Origin of the sequence: Haloferax profundi (genome assembly GCF_001469865.1) — an archaeon.
In the GTDB taxonomy this organism is placed as follows: Archaea; Halobacteriota; Halobacteria; order Halobacteriales; family Haloferacaceae; genus Haloferax; species Haloferax profundi.
This window is the reverse complement of the sequence record NZ_LOPV01000097.1, coordinates 1-16982: the sequence shown is the minus strand read 5'-3', so window position 1 is coordinate 16982 and position 16982 is coordinate 1. Positions and strand designations below refer to the sequence as shown.

At 62.4% G+C, this 16982-nt stretch carries 18 protein-coding genes and 1 tRNA gene; 5 read left to right on the top strand and 14 right to left on the bottom strand.

Annotation, left to right across the window (positions count from 1 at the left end):
- Positions 1-14: 14 nt before the first annotated feature.
- From AUR66_RS04955 to AUR66_RS04945, 3 genes are all read right to left on the bottom strand, one after another.
- The gene (locus tag AUR66_RS04955) at positions 15-1871 is read right to left on the bottom strand and encodes an SLC13 family permease (protein WP_058571385.1); all 1857 of its coding nucleotides are present in this window, start codon (positions 1869-1871) and stop codon (positions 15-17) included.
- A gap of 50 nt (positions 1872-1921) precedes the next feature.
- Positions 1922-3976, bottom strand: a complete 2055-nt coding sequence (locus AUR66_RS04950) for a DEAD/DEAH box helicase (RefSeq protein WP_058571384.1) — start codon at positions 3974-3976, stop codon at positions 1922-1924.
- An 84-nt stretch (positions 3977-4060) separates the two neighbouring features.
- The gene (locus AUR66_RS04945) at positions 4061-4444 is read right to left on the bottom strand and encodes a cupin domain-containing protein (protein WP_058571383.1); all 384 of its coding nucleotides are present in this window, start codon (positions 4442-4444) and stop codon (positions 4061-4063) included.
- A gap of 87 nt (positions 4445-4531) precedes the next feature.
- Between AUR66_RS04945 and AUR66_RS04940 the strand changes: the two genes are divergently transcribed.
- Positions 4532-5704 (top strand): CBS domain-containing protein, encoded by a 1173-nt coding sequence (locus AUR66_RS04940; RefSeq protein ID WP_058571382.1) that lies wholly within the window; start codon positions 4532-4534, stop codon positions 5702-5704.
- Here the strand turns inward: AUR66_RS04940 and AUR66_RS04935 are convergent.
- The 4 genes from AUR66_RS04935 to AUR66_RS04915 all read right to left on the bottom strand — a co-directional run bounded on the left by AUR66_RS04935 (position 5701) and on the right by AUR66_RS04915 (position 8216).
- Complete coding sequence (locus tag AUR66_RS04935) at positions 5701-6465, bottom strand: competence/damage-inducible protein A (RefSeq protein ID WP_058571381.1); 765 nt, start codon at positions 6463-6465, stop codon at positions 5701-5703. The two genes, AUR66_RS04940 and AUR66_RS04935, sit on opposite strands and share 4 nt — an antisense overlap.
- Positions 6466-6807: 342 nt before the next feature.
- Complete coding sequence (locus AUR66_RS04925) at positions 6808-7179, bottom strand: hypothetical protein (protein ID WP_058571379.1); 372 nt, start codon at positions 7177-7179, stop codon at positions 6808-6810.
- Positions 7180-7403: 224 nt separating this feature from the next.
- Positions 7404-7476: transfer RNA gene (locus AUR66_RS04920), tRNA-His, on the bottom strand.
- A 95-nt stretch (positions 7477-7571) separates the two neighbouring features.
- Complete coding sequence (locus AUR66_RS04915) at positions 7572-8216, bottom strand: NADPH-dependent F420 reductase (RefSeq protein WP_058571378.1); 645 nt, start codon at positions 8214-8216, stop codon at positions 7572-7574.
- A 95-nt stretch (positions 8217-8311) separates the two neighbouring features.
- On the opposite strand from AUR66_RS04915, the gene AUR66_RS04910 reads away from it, so the two are divergent.
- Positions 8312-8773 (top strand): DUF5814 domain-containing protein, encoded by a 462-nt coding sequence (locus tag AUR66_RS04910; RefSeq protein WP_058571377.1) that lies wholly within the window; start codon positions 8312-8314, stop codon positions 8771-8773.
- A 36-nt stretch (positions 8774-8809) separates the two neighbouring features.
- On the opposite strand, the gene AUR66_RS04905 is transcribed toward AUR66_RS04910, so the two are convergent.
- The 3 genes from AUR66_RS04905 to AUR66_RS04895 all read right to left on the bottom strand — a co-directional run bounded on the left by AUR66_RS04905 (position 8810) and on the right by AUR66_RS04895 (position 10914).
- The gene (locus AUR66_RS04905; RefSeq protein WP_058571376.1) at positions 8810-9232 is read right to left on the bottom strand and encodes a ribbon-helix-helix protein, CopG family; all 423 of its coding nucleotides are present in this window, start codon (positions 9230-9232) and stop codon (positions 8810-8812) included.
- 155 nt (positions 9233-9387) lie between these two features.
- Positions 9388-9978 carry an RPA family protein gene (locus tag AUR66_RS04900; RefSeq protein ID WP_058571375.1) on the bottom strand — a complete coding sequence of 197 codons (591 nt, stop codon included), beginning with the start codon at positions 9976-9978 and terminating at the stop codon, positions 9388-9390.
- Positions 9979-10914: a replication factor A gene (locus tag AUR66_RS04895; RefSeq protein WP_058571430.1), complete on the bottom strand. Its 936-nt coding sequence runs from the start codon at positions 10912-10914 to the stop codon at positions 9979-9981.
- A gap of 172 nt (positions 10915-11086) precedes the next feature.
- Here AUR66_RS04895 and AUR66_RS04890 point away from each other — a divergent pair, with 172 nt between their 5' ends.
- Both AUR66_RS04890 and AUR66_RS04885 read left to right on the top strand, forming a co-directional pair.
- Positions 11087-11371 carry a DUF7091 family protein gene (locus AUR66_RS04890; RefSeq protein WP_058571374.1) on the top strand — a complete coding sequence of 95 codons (285 nt, stop codon included), beginning with the start codon at positions 11087-11089 and terminating at the stop codon, positions 11369-11371.
- 48 nt (positions 11372-11419) lie between these two features.
- Complete coding sequence (locus AUR66_RS04885; protein WP_058571373.1) at positions 11420-12424, top strand: mannose-1-phosphate guanylyltransferase; 1005 nt, start codon at positions 11420-11422, stop codon at positions 12422-12424.
- A 17-nt stretch (positions 12425-12441) separates the two neighbouring features.
- Here the strand turns inward: AUR66_RS04885 and AUR66_RS04880 are convergent, their stop codons facing one another.
- The 3 genes from AUR66_RS04880 to AUR66_RS04870 all read right to left on the bottom strand — a co-directional run bounded on the left by AUR66_RS04880 (position 12442) and on the right by AUR66_RS04870 (position 14350).
- Complete coding sequence (locus AUR66_RS04880; protein WP_058571372.1) at positions 12442-13227, bottom strand: SDR family oxidoreductase; 786 nt, start codon at positions 13225-13227, stop codon at positions 12442-12444.
- 84 nt (positions 13228-13311) lie between these two features.
- Positions 13312-13806, bottom strand: a complete 495-nt coding sequence (locus tag AUR66_RS04875) for a Tfx family DNA-binding protein (RefSeq protein WP_058571371.1) — start codon at positions 13804-13806, stop codon at positions 13312-13314.
- Between the two features lie 76 nt (positions 13807-13882).
- Positions 13883-14350: a TRAM domain-containing protein gene (locus tag AUR66_RS04870; RefSeq protein WP_058571370.1), complete on the bottom strand. Its 468-nt coding sequence runs from the start codon at positions 14348-14350 to the stop codon at positions 13883-13885.
- 90 nt (positions 14351-14440) lie between these two features.
- Between AUR66_RS04870 and AUR66_RS04865 the strand changes: the two genes are divergently transcribed.
- Positions 14441-15109 (top strand): hypothetical protein, encoded by a 669-nt coding sequence (locus AUR66_RS04865; protein ID WP_058571369.1) that lies wholly within the window; start codon positions 14441-14443, stop codon positions 15107-15109.
- A gap of 608 nt (positions 15110-15717) precedes the next feature.
- Here the strand turns inward: AUR66_RS04865 and AUR66_RS04860 are convergent.
- Positions 15718-16713, bottom strand: coding sequence for a radical SAM protein (locus tag AUR66_RS04860; protein ID WP_058571368.1), 996 nt, complete (start codon positions 16711-16713; stop codon positions 15718-15720).
- Positions 16714-16982 lie beyond the last annotated feature (269 nt).

The following is a 16982-nucleotide window of genomic DNA, read 5'->3' as shown; positions in this document are numbered from 1 at the left end:
TTCGTTCCTAATCGTCAGGTCAGGGGGAAGAAGTACGCCACCCCGATGGTCGTCACGATGCCGAGGACCAGTTGTAGCGGGCCACCGACGCGCATGTAGTCCGTGAACTTGTACCCGCCGGGACCGTACACGAAGAGGTTCGTCTGGTAGCCAACCGGCGTCATGAACGCCGTCGACGCCGCGAACATGACCGCGAGGACGAACGAGAACGGACGCGCGCCCAACGTCGCCGCCGCTTCGATAGCGACGGGTATCATGAGGACGACGCTCGCGTTGTTCGAGATGACGTTCGTCAACAGCGCCGTCACGAAGTAGAACACGCCGAGGACAGCGACGAGGGGGAGGAACTCGCCGCTCATCACGACCATCTCGGCGAGGAGTTCGGCGGCACCGGAGTTCTCCATGGCGATGCCGAGCGGAATGACGCCCGCGAGGAGGAAGATGACGTCCCACTGGACAGCGTCGTACAGTTCGGTCGGACGGAGGCACTTCGTCGCGACCATCGCGAGTGACCCGAGCAAGGCCGACACGACGATTGGAATGAAGTCGAGTGCCGCCAACGCGACGACGCCGGCGACGATACCGACGGCGACCGGAATCTTGGACTCGCGGTAGTCGTGACGCTCGATTTCTTGGGCGACGATGAAGTCACGGTTGGTGTCGAGACGCTCGATACTCTCGGTCGTCGCCTGTACGAGCAACGTGTCACCGACGCGGAGTGGCAAGTTGTCCATTCGGCGTCGGATGAGTTCGCCACCACGCCGGAGGGCGAGGACAGTCGCGTCGTACCGCTGGCGGAAACTCGCCGTCGCCAGCGACTCGCCGACGAGCGACGACCCCGGTGCGACGACCACTTCGACGAGGTTCTGCCCTCTGTCGGCGATTTCGAGTTCGTCTTCGGTGACCGTCGCACCGACGAGGTCGAGGCCTTCCACGTCGAGGAGTTCGACGAGGGTGTTGCGGTCAGTCCTGACCGTGAACACGTCGCCAGTCTGTATCTCCTTCGGCCCGAGAGGTTCGAGGAAGACGCTGTCGCCGCGAATCAGTTGCAGGAGGTCCACGTCGAACTCCGTCTCGACGAGGGCCTGCTGGACCTGCTGGCCGACGAGTGGGGAGTCGTCGCGGACGACCACTTCGGTGAGGTACTCGGCCATCTCGAACTCCTCGGTCAGGTCGAGTCGGGGTTCGATTCGTGCGGGCGTGAGTCGTCGACCGATTGTGAGGAGGTAAACCGTCCCGACGACCATGACGAGGGCGCCGAGCGTCGTGAACTCGAACATCGAGAAGGGCGCTTCCCCGGTGATGCGCGAGTACACGTCACTGGCGAGGATGTTGGTCGACGTTCCGATGAGCGTCAGCATACCACCGAACATGGAGGCGTACGAGAGCGGCAAGAGGAGTTTCGACGGCGAGGTTCGTCCGCGCTCTGCGAGGTCGGTCACCATCGGCAGCAAGATGGCGACGGCGGCGGTGTTGTTGATGAACCCAGAGATGGGACCGACGACACCGACAGTCGCCCCCAGTTGCTTCAACTCGCTCTCGCCGGTGAGCGCCGAAATCTTCGCGCCAAGTATCTGAATGACGCCGGTCCGTTGGACGCCTTCGCTCAGGATAAACATCGCGAGGACCGTCAGCGTCGCCGTGTTAGCGAACCCAGAGAGTGCGTCGCCTGGATACGACTCGAAGAGGACGATAGGTGTACCGAGCAGACCGACACCCACCAGTGTCTCCGAGACAGGTTGAATCAACATCAACGTCACCATGACCCCGATTGCCGTCACGTCGACAGGAACCGGTTCGGTCGCAAAGAACGCCAACGCGACGAGGATGACGGCGAAGACGACGAGCATGGCCGGCGTTATCGCTACCACGGAGTCACGGACGCGCCGGCACCCGAAAAGCGTGCGGGATTCGGAAGTCGCTACCGACCTTCTTCGGCGAGTTCCAGGTCGGCGACGATGTCGTACGGCGAGAGGCCGTTCCGGATGCCGTCGAGGATGCGGAACGCCTCGCTCGGTGAGAGGAACTGCCGGGTAACCGCGAGACCGAGCGGTGTCGGGTCGAGGCCGTCGATGAAGCCCCATTCGAGCAGTTTACCCACTGCGTGGGTCGTCGGGAGTTCTCCCAGCATCCGGTCGTTGAGCGACTTCGCCTTCTTCCCGGCGACGACGATGTTAGCCAGCGTCTCTTCGACGGCGGCGGACTCGTCGTAGACGGTTCGAACCGCTTCCATCTCACCTTTCAGGAGTTTGAACGCGACTTCGTCTTCGGTCATCTCCATCGAGTTGTGGTACGAGGCGTCGGGTTCGACCAGCAGGTAGACGGTCCCTCTGTCGTGGTAGTCGGGCCGTCCCGCTCGACCGAGCATCTGGCTGAACTCCTGTACAGAGAGCCATTCGATACCCATCGCCAGCGTGTCGAAGATGACCTGTGACGCCGGGAAGTCGACACCTGCAGCGAGTGCAGCGGTGGTCACGACGGCGGCGAGGTCCTGATTGGCGAACTGGCGTTCGACCCGCTTTCGGCGTTTGTAGTCCAGTCCGGCGTGGTACGGCGCGGCGTTGTACTCCATTTTCCGCGAAATCTCGTGACACCGCCGGCGCGAGTTGGTGAAGATGATGGTCTGCCCACGGTATCCTTTCGAGGACTTCGTGTCGAACGCCCGCTTGACGAGACGGTTCTCGATGCGGGGTTTCTCCTGCCCCTTGGCGAAGGTGACGTGTCGCTCGATGGGGACCGGTCGGTCTTCGTACTCGACGAGGTTGGCGCGGAGGTTCTGGGCCAACCACTTCGGGTTGCCGACGGTCGCAGAGAGGTAAATCCACTGCGCGCCGCCGTAGTCGTCGCGGCGTGCTGCTCGCGTCTCGCAGTAGTACTTCAATCGCGAAATCATCCCGTCGAGACGGTGGCCGCGTTCTTCTTCTTTGAGCGTGTGGACCTCGTCGATGACGACAGTGCCGATGTCACCGAGGTCTTTGCCCGTCCGGAGTGCGTGGTCGATACCTTCGTAGGTGCCGACGATGACGTCCGCATTCGGGTCGAAGCGGTTTCCGTCGTCGTTGATTCGACTCGCGCCGACGCGGATTGTGACCTTCCCGAGGTGACCGTATCGCTCCTTGAAGTCCTCGTGTTTCTGGTTGGCGAGGGCGACGAGCGGGACCAAAAAGAGCATCTTCCCCTTTCCTTTCAGCATGCGGTCGATGCCGGCGAGTTCGCCGATGAGCGTCTTCCCCGTCGCGGTGGCGCTGACGACCAACTGGTCGTCGCCGTCGAGGACACCGTTTCGTACGGCGAGACTCTGGACGGGAAGCAACGTCTCGAACCGGTCTGTGAGCATCGACTTCAGATTGGGATGCACGTCGAGGTCGGCGGTGTCGACGAGGTCCACGTCTTCGGTCGTCGCGCTGATGGTGTCGAACTTCGTCAGGTCGGGGTCCAACTCGCCCTGTAAGAGGTTCGTGATTCGGGTCAGGTCCTGCGTCTCGTAGAGGAGTTCTTCGAGGCGTTCTTGCGCCGCTTTCGTGAGGCCGCCGGCGAACGAGAGTTCCTGTTCGAGTTCGCGGACGGCACAGTCGCGGCAGACGTACTCGTGTTCGGCTTTGATGGCTGTCTCGTCCGTGATTGGGGAGTAGCGGCCGTTCGCCGAACACCGGCGGCAGGTGCGGACGACGAGCGCTTCGAGTTGGTAGCCGTCGAGCATCTCCTTGAGTTCCTCGCGACCGTCGTTCGAGGTCTGTTGGGAGATGCGAATTCGCGAGGCTGACCGGGCGAGTTCGACGAACTGACTCGGGTCGCGTGGCGTCTCCTCGCCCTTGCGGATGACGAGGAATCGCAACGGGCGGGGCCCCGCGTTCGTCTCTTTCAGTTCGAGTTTCCCGCGGAGCACCCGCTTTCCATCCCGCTGGACGACCACGAGGTAGTCGTCGTCCACCTGGTGGAGAAAGAGCGTGTCGACGCGGGTGACCTGTTTAGACACGATGCCTGCTACGGTGACGTGGTATTTCAGGGATTCGCCTGCGAGTCGTGCAGACCCTTGGTTACGACCACGCCACTCCGTCGCTTACTCGTCGTCGACGACCTGTATCGTGTCGTCACCGTTCGGAACCGCACAGAGGAACGACCCTTCCTCGCTGGACTCGTTTCGGTACCAGTGGACGGTGCCCGCAGGGATGAAGATAGAGTCGCCCGCTTCGACTTCGTACTCTTCGTCTTCGATGCCGACGACGTAACGCCCGGAGAGGACGTGCTGTTCGTGTTCGACTTCGTTCGTGTGCTTCGGCACGGACGCACCGGCGTCGAGGACGAACCGACGGATGGCGAAGTTCGGCGCCCCGTCGGCGTCAGAGACGAGGACGCCTTTGGACATGCCCTCGGCGGCACCGACTGCCTCGTAGTCGATATCGCCGCCGCGCTTGACGACTGGTTCCGGTCGGGAATCACTCATATCTCTCCGTCCATCGCCGGTCCGCGTAAACCTTGCCCCCTTCCCACTGGCCTGACTACTTAAGCCCCCTGCGTGGCTAGTACCGGTATGCGAGGAATCCGCATCGGTAGCGCCTTCGGCATCCCGATTAGGTTGGACCTCACGTTCCTACTCATCCTCCCGCTCTTTGCGTGGCTTATCGGGTCTGACGTCGGCAACCTATCGCTCCTCATCAACGACCTCTTCGGCACGTCTATCGATGGTGAAGCCCTCTCAGACGGGTCCCTCCAGTGGATTCTCGGCAGTGCCGCCGCAATCGGCCTGTTCGCCGGCGTCCTCCTCCACGAGTTCGGGCACTCACTCGTCGCCATGCGATACGGCTACGAAATCGAGTCGATTACCCTGTGGCTCTTCGGCGGCGTCGCCCGGTTCAAGGAGATTCCAGAGGATTGGAAACAGGAGTTCACCATCGCCGTCGCCGGACCACTCGTCTCGGTTGCTATCGGCATCGTCGCGTACGCTGGTTTCGTCGCGCTGCCCGATTCGCTGGCACCGCTGAAGTTCGTCACTGGCTATCTCGCGCTGATGAACATCTCGCTCGCGGTGTTCAACATGCTCCCAGGCTTCCCGATGGACGGTGGACGCGTCCTCCGTGCCCTCCTCGCCCGAACCCGCCCGCACGCGAAGGCGACCCAGATGGCCGCAGAAGTCGGGAAGGTGTTCGCCTTCCTGCTCGGCATCTTCGGTCTGTTCTTCAACCTCTTCTTGGTCGCACTCGCCTTCTTCATCTACATGGGCGCGTCCGGTGAGGCCCAACAGACCGTCCTCAAAGCGACGTTTCAAGATGTCGTCGTCAACGACATCATGACCGCCCGCGAGAACCTCGACGTCGTCGACGAGAAGACGAGCGTCGCGGAACTCCTCGAACGGATGTTCGTCGAACGGCACACCGGGTATCCGGTCCTCAGAAACGGTGCCCTCGTCGGGATGGTCACACTAGACGACGCTCGCGGCGTCAGAGAAGTCGAACGCGACGCCTACCGCGTCGAAGACATCATGAGCGACGAACTCGCGACTATCGACCCCTCCGCCGACGCGATGGACGCCATCGCCCTCATGCAAGAACGCGGTGTCGGCAGACTTCCGGTCGTCGACGAACAGGGAGAACTCGTCGGACTCGTCTCGCGGTCTGACCTCGTGACTGCGTTCAACATCATCCGCAGTCGCGGGTCGCTCGACGCGATGCCACGGAGCGAGGGCGGACTCGCGCAACTCCGCTAACTCGACGCCTCTCGGTTCGCTTCTTTCACCGCTGCTTCTGTCTCGTACAGTTCGACCGTCGCGTGTTCCCAGACCCACGCGACGGCGTCGTCGAGGACGACGGGGTCGAATCCGGAGAGTTTGATGCGCGTCGGCCCGCCACGGCTTGGGTAACTCCCGACTTCGACGCCGAACTGTTCGGCGACTTGCCCGAGTTCGCGGGCGACTGCCCCCTCCGGCGCGTCGGCGTAGAACTCACGGGATTCTCTGTCGCCGGCGAATCGCTCGGCAATCGAGTCGAACATCGGTTTCATCTCGTCGGGGATGCCCGGGAGGACGTAGACGTTCCCTGCTCGGCATCCCGGCGCGAGTCCCTCGTCGTTCGGGAGTACCTCGGCTCCCTCGGGCATCGAGGCGTACCACGCCACGTCGAGGTCGAAGTCGATGTCTGGTCGCCGTTCGAGGATGGCGGCGATGGTCGTCTCGACCTGTTCGGCCGCCTCGTCGACGACGACGAACTCGCGGTCTAACCCTGCCGCGACGGCCTCCATCGTGATGTCGTCCGGCGTCCCGCCGAGGCCACCGGTGACGATGACCGCGTCGAAGGCGTCGCTCCACTCGGCGACCACGTCTGCGATGACCTCGTGGTCGTCGGGAACCGTCTGGATTCGTGCTACCGTCGCGCCGCCTTCGGTGAGTCGCTGGGCTATCCACGTCGCGTTCGTGTTCTCGATATCGCCGGCGAGCAGTTCGTTACCCACGGTGAGGATGGCGACGTGCATTGGCTGAGTGGTAGGGTCGCTGTGAGAAAGACGTACTCGTTTTGGTCGGTCTGTCGGCGACGGTTCTCCTGTCTCAGACGGGTTCACAACGGTTATGCTCAATCGAGTGCTATGTTATCGTGCCACGGAGGTGGTGACACAGAAATGTCCACACGAGTCGTCTGCCGCGACGCGGGGGTACAACTGTGAGTTCTCGGTCGCATCCGAGGACGACGAACGCGTAGCGTTCGTTCAGAAACACGCGGCGGAGACGCACGATACGAACCTGGCCTCAGAGGGCATTCTGAGGCGTCCAGTCACGATTCGACTGTGAATTTTTTCGCATCCTGTCTCAGTCTGCTCTCAGTACACTTGCCGGATAGTCGTCTCGTTGACGAAGTATTTTGCCTCCGTCAAATGGTTGACTCTCACTCCCCCACTGGTGTGCGAGTATCCCTGCTCCACCTCGACGTACACGCCTCTCTCCGCTCGATTCGTGACCCGTGTAGTCGGACGCCCCACATCGTACTCGTCGTATTCGATGCTGTCCAGCATCTGTGCTTCGTGGTACGTGGTCGCTCGCTCGATTGCCTCGTCGTCGCTTATCGGCGGTGTTGGTGTTGAACTCGCTGTGGCAGTCGCCGTCTGCGTCTGCTCGGCAGTCGGTGCGGTGCTAAGGCACCCTGCTGAGAGGAGGACCGCGAGGAGGACGAGAACCCGTGTGGCTGATTTCACACGCTCGTGTCAAACTATCTGTGTATGTGTCTTGTGGGTCTGGGCGGGTCAGTTCGAGAACGCTGTGAGTCTTCGACTCACGCTCGCATCGCTCGCGTGAACCTCACTCGCAGCAAGCTGCTCGCTGGTTCAATTCTCTCCGTCGGACTTCGCACATTCTCAGACGGGTCTCGCGGTGCTCACTGGCGTGAGCACACGCTCGAAAGTGTGAGAATGTGAAGAAGGTCCAGGTGCGAGAATTGAACCCGCGTCTCAGCCTCCACAAGGCTGAAGGATAGTCCACTACCCCAACCCGGACACGCTGCAACCATCTGTAATCCGCTACGACTAAAATACGTTACGCTACGGCGTCGGGGTGACAGTCGCTCACAGTGGGCGACCAGACCACACCCCTACTGCACCGCTTTGAACGCGTGCTTCCACGTCCCCAGATTCGACCCGACACGGACCCACAGGGGGACGAGCGCTTCCAGATACCGCGCAGACGTGATACCGCCAACGTCCATCACGCCCGGCCACCCCAGTTCGACGAGGATGGCCTCCGTCTGCTCCTTGGCCTCGTCGTCGTCGCCGCAGATAAACATCGGCGGCGTTCCCTCCTCGAACTCTGGGTCGACCATCTGGCTGTTCGAGACGGTGTTGAAACACTTCACCACCGACGCGTCCGGGAGTCTCTCTTGAATCCGTTCACCGAGGGAGTCGGTTCCGCCGAAGGAGAGGTGTGCCACACCCTCGGAGAAGTCCAGCGGGTTCGTCGCGTCGAGGACGAGTTTCCCCGCGAAGGTGTCTGGGCCAGCCATATCGACGACTGCTTCCGCGGCGTCGCCGAGGACGGCCAGAATGACCACATCGCCGTGGGCCGCGGCCTCTGCGAACGTGCCGACGGCGACTCCTTCCTCAGATGGGCCGAGCTCTGCTCGAAGTTCGTCCGGACTTCGGGTGCCGAGTGTCACGTCCCACCCGTGGCGGGCGAACCCTCGTCCGAGTGCCCGTCCCACGTCTCCGCTGCCGAGAACACCGATACGACTTGGTTCCATCCCACGTAGTACGCACTCGACAGGAATATAGCCGCCTCTCGGAGGCGACGAGAGCGGGAATCTTTTGCTCGTCAGATTCGTAGAGACGTCCACGCGTGGCTATCACGGACAAAATCTATCTCAAAAATCACCGCCAAATCGTCTCGCAACTGGACGCCAACATCCCGAAGCGCGTCTTCAGCGGGGCGACGCTCGAAGTCCTCTACTCCGGTGAGGGCCTCTCGAAAGTCAACGGTGCGACTCGTGACCGCCTCCTCGACTTCGCCGAGGACTTCCTCGACTGCGAGAACTCGGACGACATCTACACCGGGTACCCCGAACGGCAGTTCATCAATTACCTCCTCGAACTCCGGGCGCAGGGACTCGGCCCCGACGCCATCGTCGACGTGATGAGCGACGAGTACATGGTCTACGCCTATCCCGGCGACGTGCTGTCGTTCCTCGACGACGCAGTTCGGACGCTCGAATCGGTCGAAGCACTCGCCGACGTCGAAGGCGACAGAGAGATGCTAGACGAAGCGCGGCAAGCGAAAAAAGATCTCGTCGGCCCGCGCTGAGGTCACCGTCTGTTTCGTCGTCGCTCGGGCCGTCAGCTATCCGAGTCGAAACGAGTGTTCTTCGCCCGGCGCGTCGAGGTCCTCCAGTTGGATGACCTCCTCGACATCGTCGTGGTCACGTTCGAGTTGCTCGCGGAGGTAGTTCACGTAGCCTTTGTGCTCTTCGAGTTGCTCGCGGAGGTGTTCGGCCTCCAGTTCGAGGCGCTCGTGTTCGCGGATGAAACTCTTCGGCACTTCGACCGTCGGCGGGAACGACTCTTCGTCGCTCTCTCCCTCGCGAAGCTTCTCCAGTTCGTGTTTCGGGACGACCTGTACCTGACCGTCGTGGGCAACTAACGTGTCCACGTAGTCGCGGAAGACGGCGGACAGGGAGATGTCCCGCTCTTCGGCAATCTCCCGGAGTGTCTCGAACGCGTCTTCGTTGACGCGGAACGAGATGGTCTTGTTCTTGTTGCCCATGATACTCGACGGTCCGTAGGCCGGGCACTTAAGATTTCGTCAGACGAGGGGCTCTCGGCGTGGTCGTCCGCGTAAAATGGGGCGTGTGACGGTGGAAATAGGCCGTCAGTGTTGGTCGACTCGATGTCCGAGGCGCGTCGCTCGGTGGAGGTGAGTTACGCGCTCAGTTCGTCGGCCTGTTCGAGGCTCTCGAGTGCGGCGATGGCGGCATCTTTGTAGGTGTCGACCGGCAGGTCGTAGTTCTCGCGCGCCATCAGTGCGTACTCGTTGCCTTCGTCGTCGAACGCGTCGATTCGGTCGAGCGTCCGCGACGCAGTCTCGGTCACCCAGCGGTCGCGCGTCGCCGCATCGACTTCGGTGATGGACTCGGGGCGGACGGAGACGTTGATGTTCCCGTCGTCTGTCTCGTAGGTCCGCGGTTTGCCGACGACGGCGACGTACGCGGGCGCTTCGAGGTCACGCAGTGCGCTCGCCGCCTCGGGTTGATACTGGCCGGCGTAGACGAAGAACGTCCCCGTGGGGTCGACGATGCGACCACGCCAGTACTCGTTGTCTTCGCCGACGTCTTCTTTCTCGGTGAGGGTACCGACGAGGAAGATACGGTTTGCGCTCTCGCCCGTCGGGAGCAGCACGTAGACGGGTGCGCGTTCGTCGTCGGACTCTTTGAACGTGTAACCGGCGTCGTTGAACTCTTGTGCGAAGACGCGTCGGGCGACCTCTCGGGTGGGGATTTCGTTGGAACTCATTTACATCGACCTCGCTTTGACGAGCAGTTCTTCAGCATCTGTCGGGTCACTCAGGCGCTCGACTTCGTTGGCGAGCACGTACCGTCCGAGCGTCGGCCCGGTGACGCGGTAGTAGTACCCGACCAGGTCGCCGCGCATCTCTTCTTCGACGATGGTGGTGTCGAGGGCGTCCATGGCCATCTGCTTCGCCTCGTCCAGTTCGATACCGGTCAGTTCCTCGGTCATCTCGCGGTTGAAGATGACTTCGTGGACTTCGTCGCCGTCGTCGAGGACGGCCTTGATGCGGAGGTCGAACTCACCTTCGACGTTGCCGTGTTCGGAACAGCGCCCGTTCTGGAGGACGCGCGTACAGCCTTCTTCGGGGCAGCGCTTGATGAGGCCGCTCCCGGACTGGATGTCCACCAGTGCACCCTCGACGCTCGTCGAGTCGTCGCCGACTTCGATGTCTTCGTCGAGTTCCGTGATGCTCGTCGTGCGGTTGAGTTTCACGGAGAAGTTGCCCTGGTACTCGTCGGTGACGACGTTCCCGAGTGCGTACGACGTCCCCTCTTCGAGTTCGGGGAGTTCGGACGTGGTAAAGGAGACGAACTTCATGCGGCCGGATTCGTCGCCGAGCAGGCCGACCTGTGCGATGGCGTCGCTCCGGGGTTCCCAGAGTTCGACGACTTTCGCTCGCACGTCGACCCACTGCTCGTCTTCGTCGATGTCGTTGAGCAGGGTCTGTTCGTTGCCGCCGGCACCACCGCCGAGTTCGTCTCGGTCGATGCCCGCCTCGTCGAGGTAACTGTTGACGACACTTCGGCGCGCTTCGTCGACCGGGACACGGTACTCACTGACGAGGCTCTCGAGTCGTTCTTCGACCTCGTCTGCGGACACGTCTAGGTGGTCCGAGAACTGTTCAGCTATCTCCGCTGCGTGGGTTCGCAAATCAGTCATGGTCTTCCTCGCCTCCACCTTGGTTTCCATTGGGAGGCATACGGAGCTTGGATGCGTATTCATATAAAAAGTTGCATAGGGCGGAGTGAAAGTGAACGTCGGCCGGTCGAGCGCGCGTGTCGCCCCCGAAAAGAGCGAGGAATTGATAGCCTCGGGGCACACATCACTGTGCATGGACGACCGCCTCGAGAGCATCATCCGAAGCGCTGCCCGAACTGCTGGCAAGCGTTACGAGGAGGTCAAACGTGCCTACCGTGAGGGCCACTCGTCGTCCGACGCGTTCGAGTCCCTTCCGCACGACGCAGAGGGACGGGCGAAAATCGTCTGTCGTCGACACGTCGAGCGTCGCGCCGTCGCCATCGACGCCAAAGGCCGCCCCGCGTGCTTCGACCCCGACCACCCGGACTGTCAGGGGTGCGTCGAGGATATCCGCGAGGGTATCGTCGAGACGTGGTGACCGGCCGACTGTCTGTAGAATTTTCACCCTGTAGCGTGACCCCCGAGCATGGACCGTCCAATCGTCGCCCTCGTCCTCGCCGGTGGAACCGGCACGCGCCTCTTTCCCGCGAGTAGAAGCACCCGACCCAAGCAGTTCCTCTCGCTCGACGGCGACCACTCTCTACTCTCCGAAACCGTCTCCCGCGCAGACTTCGCCGACCACGTCGTCGTCTCCACGCGCCCAGCGTTCGCCGACCAGATAGCCGACCACGCACCTGACGCCGACGTCGTCGTCGAACCCGCGGCGAAAGACACCGGCCCGGCACTCGTCTACGCGACCCACCGAATCGCAGACCTGTACGACAATCCGGTCGTGGTCGTCCTCCCGAGCGACCACCACGTCGGCGACGGCTTTTCAGACGCGATGGCCCGTGGGGCCCATGTCGCCGCCGACACCGACTCCCTCGTCGCATTCGGCGTCGACCCAACCCGCCCGGACACTGGCTACGGATACATCGAACCCGGGACGGACCACGGCGACCACCGTGACCTCGTCGCCTTCCACGAGAAACCAGACGAAGAGACGGCCACCACGTACGTCGAAGACGGGTACCTCTGGAACGCCGGGATGTTCGCGTGGACGCCCGAGGCTCTCTTCGACGCCGCGCGAGACTCACCGCTCGAACCCTTGGTCGATGCCCTCGACGATGGCGACCCGGACGCCGGATTCGATGCCGTCGGCGCGGTCAGCATCGACTACGCGGTGATGGAACGTGCAGCTGACGCGGCTGTCGTTCCGGTTCACTTCGAGTGGGACGACCTGGGGTCGTGGGACGCCCTCGCTCGCATTCTCGCCGCCGACGAAGACGGAAACGTCGCACTCGGAGACGACCCGACGTTCGTCGACGCCGCCGACAACGTCGTCGCCACCGACGGCGCGAACGTCTCACTCGTCGGCGTCTCGGACCTCGCGGTGGTGTCGTGGGACGAGAACGTCCTCGTCGTCCCCAAAGCCGAGGCTCAGCGTGTCCGCGAGGTAGTCGCACAGTTGAAAGAAGCAGATCGGTTCTAATCCGACAGGTCCAGTTCTCAGGCGCTTCGCAGTCGTCCGCCGTCGACTGGCACGCACGCACCGTTGACGAAACTCGCCCGGTCGCTGGCGAGGAAGGCGACCACGTCGCCGAGTTCACGCGGGTCGCCGACGCGGCCCAGTGGAATCCCGTCGGACCACGATTCGAGACCCTCCTCGTAGGTGTCGTGGTCACCGCGTTCGACTGCTGCCTCGACTAGTTCTTCGATACGACTCGTCTCGTGTGCGCCCGGGAGGACCGCGTTCACGCGGACACTGGGTGCGAGTTCCCGCGAGAGCGACTTCACGAGGCCGATGACGCCACGCCGGACCGCGTTCGAGAGGATGAGGTCGTCGATGACCTCTCTGACCGTCGTCGAGGTGATACAGGTGATGGTGCCGGCGTCGCTCGCTTCGAGGTGTGGCCGGGCAGATTTGACCGTCCAGACGGCGCTCATCACGAGCATGTCGAACGCACCGTACCACTCTTTCTCCGTCAAATCGGCGAACCCGCCCGGCGGGACGCCGCCGGCGGACGTGACGACGTGGTCGACGCCGCCGAACTCCTCGACGGCCGCCTCCACGAGGGCGTCTATCTCTTTCTTGCTCGTGATGTCCGTCTCGACGCCCACCACGTCGCCAGCGAGGTCACGCAGTGCTGCTTCGGTCTCCGCGAGACGCTCCGAGTCGCGTCCGCAGATGACCACGTTCGCTCCTTCGGACGCGAGTGCTTCGGCACTCGCGCGCCCGAGACCGGCCGAACTCGCCGTCACGATTACCGTATCACCGTCGATTCCGAGGTCCATGTGGGACGCGACGCCCGCCGCGAGCAAAAACGTACGGTGGGCGGTCGGTTCGAGACGACACCTCCCGCACCCCGGCGGCCGGCGTCAGACCGTGTCCGCGTGGCGGCGAACGCGAACGCGCCCGTCACTCGTGACGCCGACGAAGAGCGGGTCTTTGATTTCCCGGCCTTTCACGGCCTCACCGGCGGCGTCGGAGACGATTTTCATCAGGTCTGGGGCCGTCTGGTTGACCTTGACACCTGCCTCGTCGCAGGCGTCGTAGACTTGTTTCGGCACGTCGTAGAGGTCGCTCCCGGCCGGCACTTCGATGCGAACGGGTGCGGTGAGCGCGTCCACGAACGTGACCGTCTCGCGGGCCTTCTCGACGTTGGCGCGGGCACTCGCTTCGACGCTGGAGACGTTCGCGCGCGAGGTTCCGAGATGGTCGGCGATAGTCGACTGGCGCACTCCCTGCTCACGGAGTGCGAGGACTTCGGCCTGACGGCGGGTGAGAACGCTCTGCTCGGGGTCGAACCCTGCAGCGTCGAGGAGTTCGTCTACGTCGGGGACCGTCTCGTCGTCGTGTCCAGCGTCGCTCATACCACGGAATATGCTTCCGGGGTGAAAAAAGATACAGCAGGCTGACTGTCCACTGGGCCGCGGCGGCGAGGTGCCGCTACTCGCCCCAGAAGTTGTCTCTGCTCCCGAGCGCTTCGGGTCGCTTGGGTTTCGAGCGCTTCTTCGACTCTGCTGGCTCTGCGGCGCTTTCTTCGCTAGTCTCGCCCTCCGATTCGTCCGCGTCGGGGTCGAGCGGGAGTCTCTCGACGATTTTCTTCGCGCGGGCGTGACTCCCTTTCACCTGGTCGATGCGGACGATTGCCCGCGCCTCCGGTAGCAGGCCGTCGACGAAGACGATGAACCCGTCTTCGGTTCGCCCGACACCAGCACCGCTCTCGTGGATGTCCTCCACGGTGACGACGACTTCTTCGCCCGGTTTGACGGGTTGTTGCTTCAGTTCGTAGATGGGCCGCTCGTAGTGGTCACACCACTCTGCACCGCCACGGTCGCCGTAGTATTGGCACCCCATCCCCTTGATTCGTTCAGAGAAACTGGGGCACTCGTCCGCGAGTGGACAGTCCGACATGGGCGGAGGTACACGAGGGGTAGTCTAAACGCTTGCGGGTAGGCCGTCACCCGTCGAAACGCTTTCTGCCGCCCGCCCGAACCCCGAACCATGGCCGAACGTGTCCCCGAGTTCGCACTGCTCATCGGTGTCTTCCTCGGACTCTCTGCGACTGTCTCTGCCGCAGTTCTGACCGGTGCCCTGTTCCGCCCGCTCTTGTTCGGTGTCGTCGTCTGCTACCCGTTCGTCGCGTTCGGCATCGTTCGGTCCGACGACCCGACGGAGGCGCTCCCCCCGAGGGTTATCCTCGGCATCGGTGTCGCACTCGGCGTGCTGACTGTGGGTGCTGCCCTCCTCGAACGCCCGTCTGTCGGCCTCGTTCCAGCACTACTGGCCGCGACTGTGGTCGTGTTGCCGCCGGCCGCCTACGCCACTCGATTTGGCGCCGACGTGAACCCGCTGTCACCGATGCAGACCCTCGTCGCTGCTGTCGCTGTCGGCGCGACGTTCCTCGCGTTCGCGCCACTGCTCGGAACACTCAGTGCGGTTCTCGGCCTCGTGATTGGACTCTCGGGCGCGCTCTACGCCGACGCCCGTGGGTTCCGGCCGACGTACCGACAGCAACGTCTCGGCATCGCCGGCGGCGTCCTCCTCGGCCTCTCCGTCGCGTTGTTCGGCCTCGCGATGCGACTGCCGCTCGATGCGACGACGGCGGCGGCGGCAGCACTCGTGGTGGCACCGAGTCTGTTCGTCGCGCTCACGCGCGGGCGACAGAGATAGACGGGACGAAAATTGAGGAGGAGGTATCTGTTGAATCCTTCAGGCCTCGATAAGTAGTGCGTGACACAGACAGAGTGTGAGTTCAGCATTCCCTCGAAGAACTGGCCATCAGTTTGGTCAATCGAGTTCTACCGCAGATTTCTCACGGTTCCATCTCCGACAGGGGTGCAGTTTCAACTCGAAAATCTGACTGTCCTACTCCGACTATCCACCATCTGGGTATCTGTGTAAGTTGTGGAGAATTCCCCACCACCATGGGGATTCTCCCACCTCACGTCCCAAACCGAGCGGGCATCTCGGTTAAGCAATACGCCGGCGTTTGATGTCAGAGGCACCCCGGCGTATAGAACATAATGACGTACTACTCCAAAAGTGGGTAAGTTCACTACGAGCGTAACAACAGGACGTACGACCGACTCGCGCTGTGTATCCAGCACGACTCTAATAAACTATCACCGACTGAGGATTTCAACAGAGCCGAGGGGAAGGAAACGCCGTGATTACGCCAACGGCGTTCGCTCGACCACGGTCCCAGTCCCACCTTTTTCCGGGGTTCGCTGTCGCTCACCCCGCAAAAATCTGGACCAAAAATGATGCACAGGTGGGTTCTAGGCTAACGGCGTTCGCTCGACCACGGTCCCATCGTACGTCGGGTACTGCTCGACGATTTCGCCGTCTTCGACGTCGCCGTCTTCTATCATCTCTTCGAGCAACCACCACGCGACTTCGACGTGGTTCGACTTGATGCTGTAGAACTCGTCGGGGACGCCGAGTTCGATGAAGCGCTCGGCCGGGGTGTAGGTCTTTCCGTAGACGAGTGTCCCGTCGTCGGTCACCTCGTCGAACGGACGACTGAGGTTCTGTGCCATCCGCTTCAGGCGGTTGCGGTGCTGGGCGGCGTCTTTGAAGACAGACGTACAGAAGTAGACGCGCTCGTGGTCGCCCATCTCGTCGAGGATGGCCTGCTTCGACCCATCGACGGCCGACATGTGGCCCTCTTGGAGTTCGTAGCCCTTCTCTTGCATCCGGCGGTAGTTCCCGTCGGACATCTCGAACTCGTTGATGTTACAGAACTCCGCGGCACCTTCGTCGAGGAATTCGAGGAACTCCGGTTCGGCGCGGATGCCCGGAATCTCGAACGCCGGCGTGAGGCCCTCTTCGCGGGCGATGTAGAGGATATCTTCCCACTCGGTGCCGTGCATGTCGCCCCACAGTTCGAGCGGTGGGTGGAAGCGAATCTCGTCGAGGCCCGCTTCGGCGAGTCGGCGCATGTTCTCTCGCCCGCCCGTGATACCCGTATAGAGGTGGATGTGGTGGTCCTCGCCGAACTCGTCTTTGAGAAGCGAGATGTAGTGACAGGTCTTGTCGAGTGCCTCTTGGGGTTCGCCGCCGGTGATAGACGACCCGAGGGCGTCCATACGCTTTGCCTCCTCGATGACGTCCTCGTCGGACTCGACGAGTCGTTCGTTCGCGTACACGTCGGTCACGTTCTTGCGGTTCTCGCCGAGTGGGCAGTAGAAACAATCACGCTGGTCGCAGTACCCGTAGACGAACAGCACCATCTTTCCGCCCATGGCGCACTGTTCGCAACCCTTCGAGATCATTCAGTTGTAGGCGTATACTTGGTGCATCGTCAAAAGGCGTCCGACTTGGACCGGCGAGGAGGTCAAATCCGGCGGTACGATTATTATCAATTAACCTGACATTACGGTATGGCTCTTCGGGACGTCCGCGAAGCAGACGCTCCCATTCAGGTCCTTCTCGTCGACGACGAGGGTGCGTTCGCCGCAGCGACGGCGGCGGTGCTCAACGTGGCCGGTGACATCCACGTCGACACTGTTCGCTCCCCGACGAAGGCGGTAGACCGCGTCTT

Excerpts from the sequence above, each read along its gene's own strand:
- AUR66_RS04945 (WP_058571383.1), bottom strand. The coding sequence starts at position 4,444 with ATGAGTGATTCCCGACCGGAACCAGTCGTCAAGCGCGGCGGCGATATC.
- AUR66_RS04940 (WP_058571382.1), top strand. The coding sequence starts at position 4,532 with ATGCGAGGAATCCGCATCGGTAGCGCCTTCGGCATCCCGATTAGGTTG.
- AUR66_RS04935 (WP_058571381.1), bottom strand. The coding sequence starts at position 6,465 with ATGCACGTCGCCATCCTCACCGTGGGTAACGAACTGCTCGCCGGCGAT.
- AUR66_RS04915 (WP_058571378.1), bottom strand. The coding sequence starts at position 8,216 with ATGGAACCAAGTCGTATCGGTGTTCTCGGCAGCGGAGACGTGGGACGG.
- AUR66_RS04905 (WP_058571376.1), bottom strand. The coding sequence starts at position 9,232 with ATGGGCAACAAGAACAAGACCATCTCGTTCCGCGTCAACGAAGACGCG.
- AUR66_RS04900 (WP_058571375.1), bottom strand. The coding sequence starts at position 9,978 with ATGAGTTCCAACGAAATCCCCACCCGAGAGGTCGCCCGACGCGTCTTC.
- AUR66_RS04895 (WP_058571430.1), bottom strand. The coding sequence starts at position 10,914 with ATGACTGATTTGCGAACCCACGCAGCGGAGATAGCTGAACAGTTCTCG.
- AUR66_RS04890 (WP_058571374.1), top strand. The coding sequence starts at position 11,087 with ATGGACGACCGCCTCGAGAGCATCATCCGAAGCGCTGCCCGAACTGCT.
- AUR66_RS04885 (WP_058571373.1), top strand. The coding sequence starts at position 11,420 with ATGGACCGTCCAATCGTCGCCCTCGTCCTCGCCGGTGGAACCGGCACG.
- AUR66_RS04880 (WP_058571372.1), bottom strand. The coding sequence starts at position 13,227 with ATGGACCTCGGAATCGACGGTGATACGGTAATCGTGACGGCGAGTTCG.
- AUR66_RS04875 (WP_058571371.1), bottom strand. The coding sequence starts at position 13,806 with ATGAGCGACGCTGGACACGACGACGAGACGGTCCCCGACGTAGACGAA.
- AUR66_RS04870 (WP_058571370.1), bottom strand. The coding sequence starts at position 14,350 with ATGTCGGACTGTCCACTCGCGGACGAGTGCCCCAGTTTCTCTGAACGA.
- AUR66_RS04865 (WP_058571369.1), top strand. The coding sequence starts at position 14,441 with ATGGCCGAACGTGTCCCCGAGTTCGCACTGCTCATCGGTGTCTTCCTC.
- AUR66_RS04860 (WP_058571368.1), bottom strand. The coding sequence starts at position 16,713 with ATGATCTCGAAGGGTTGCGAACAGTGCGCCATGGGCGGAAAGATGGTG.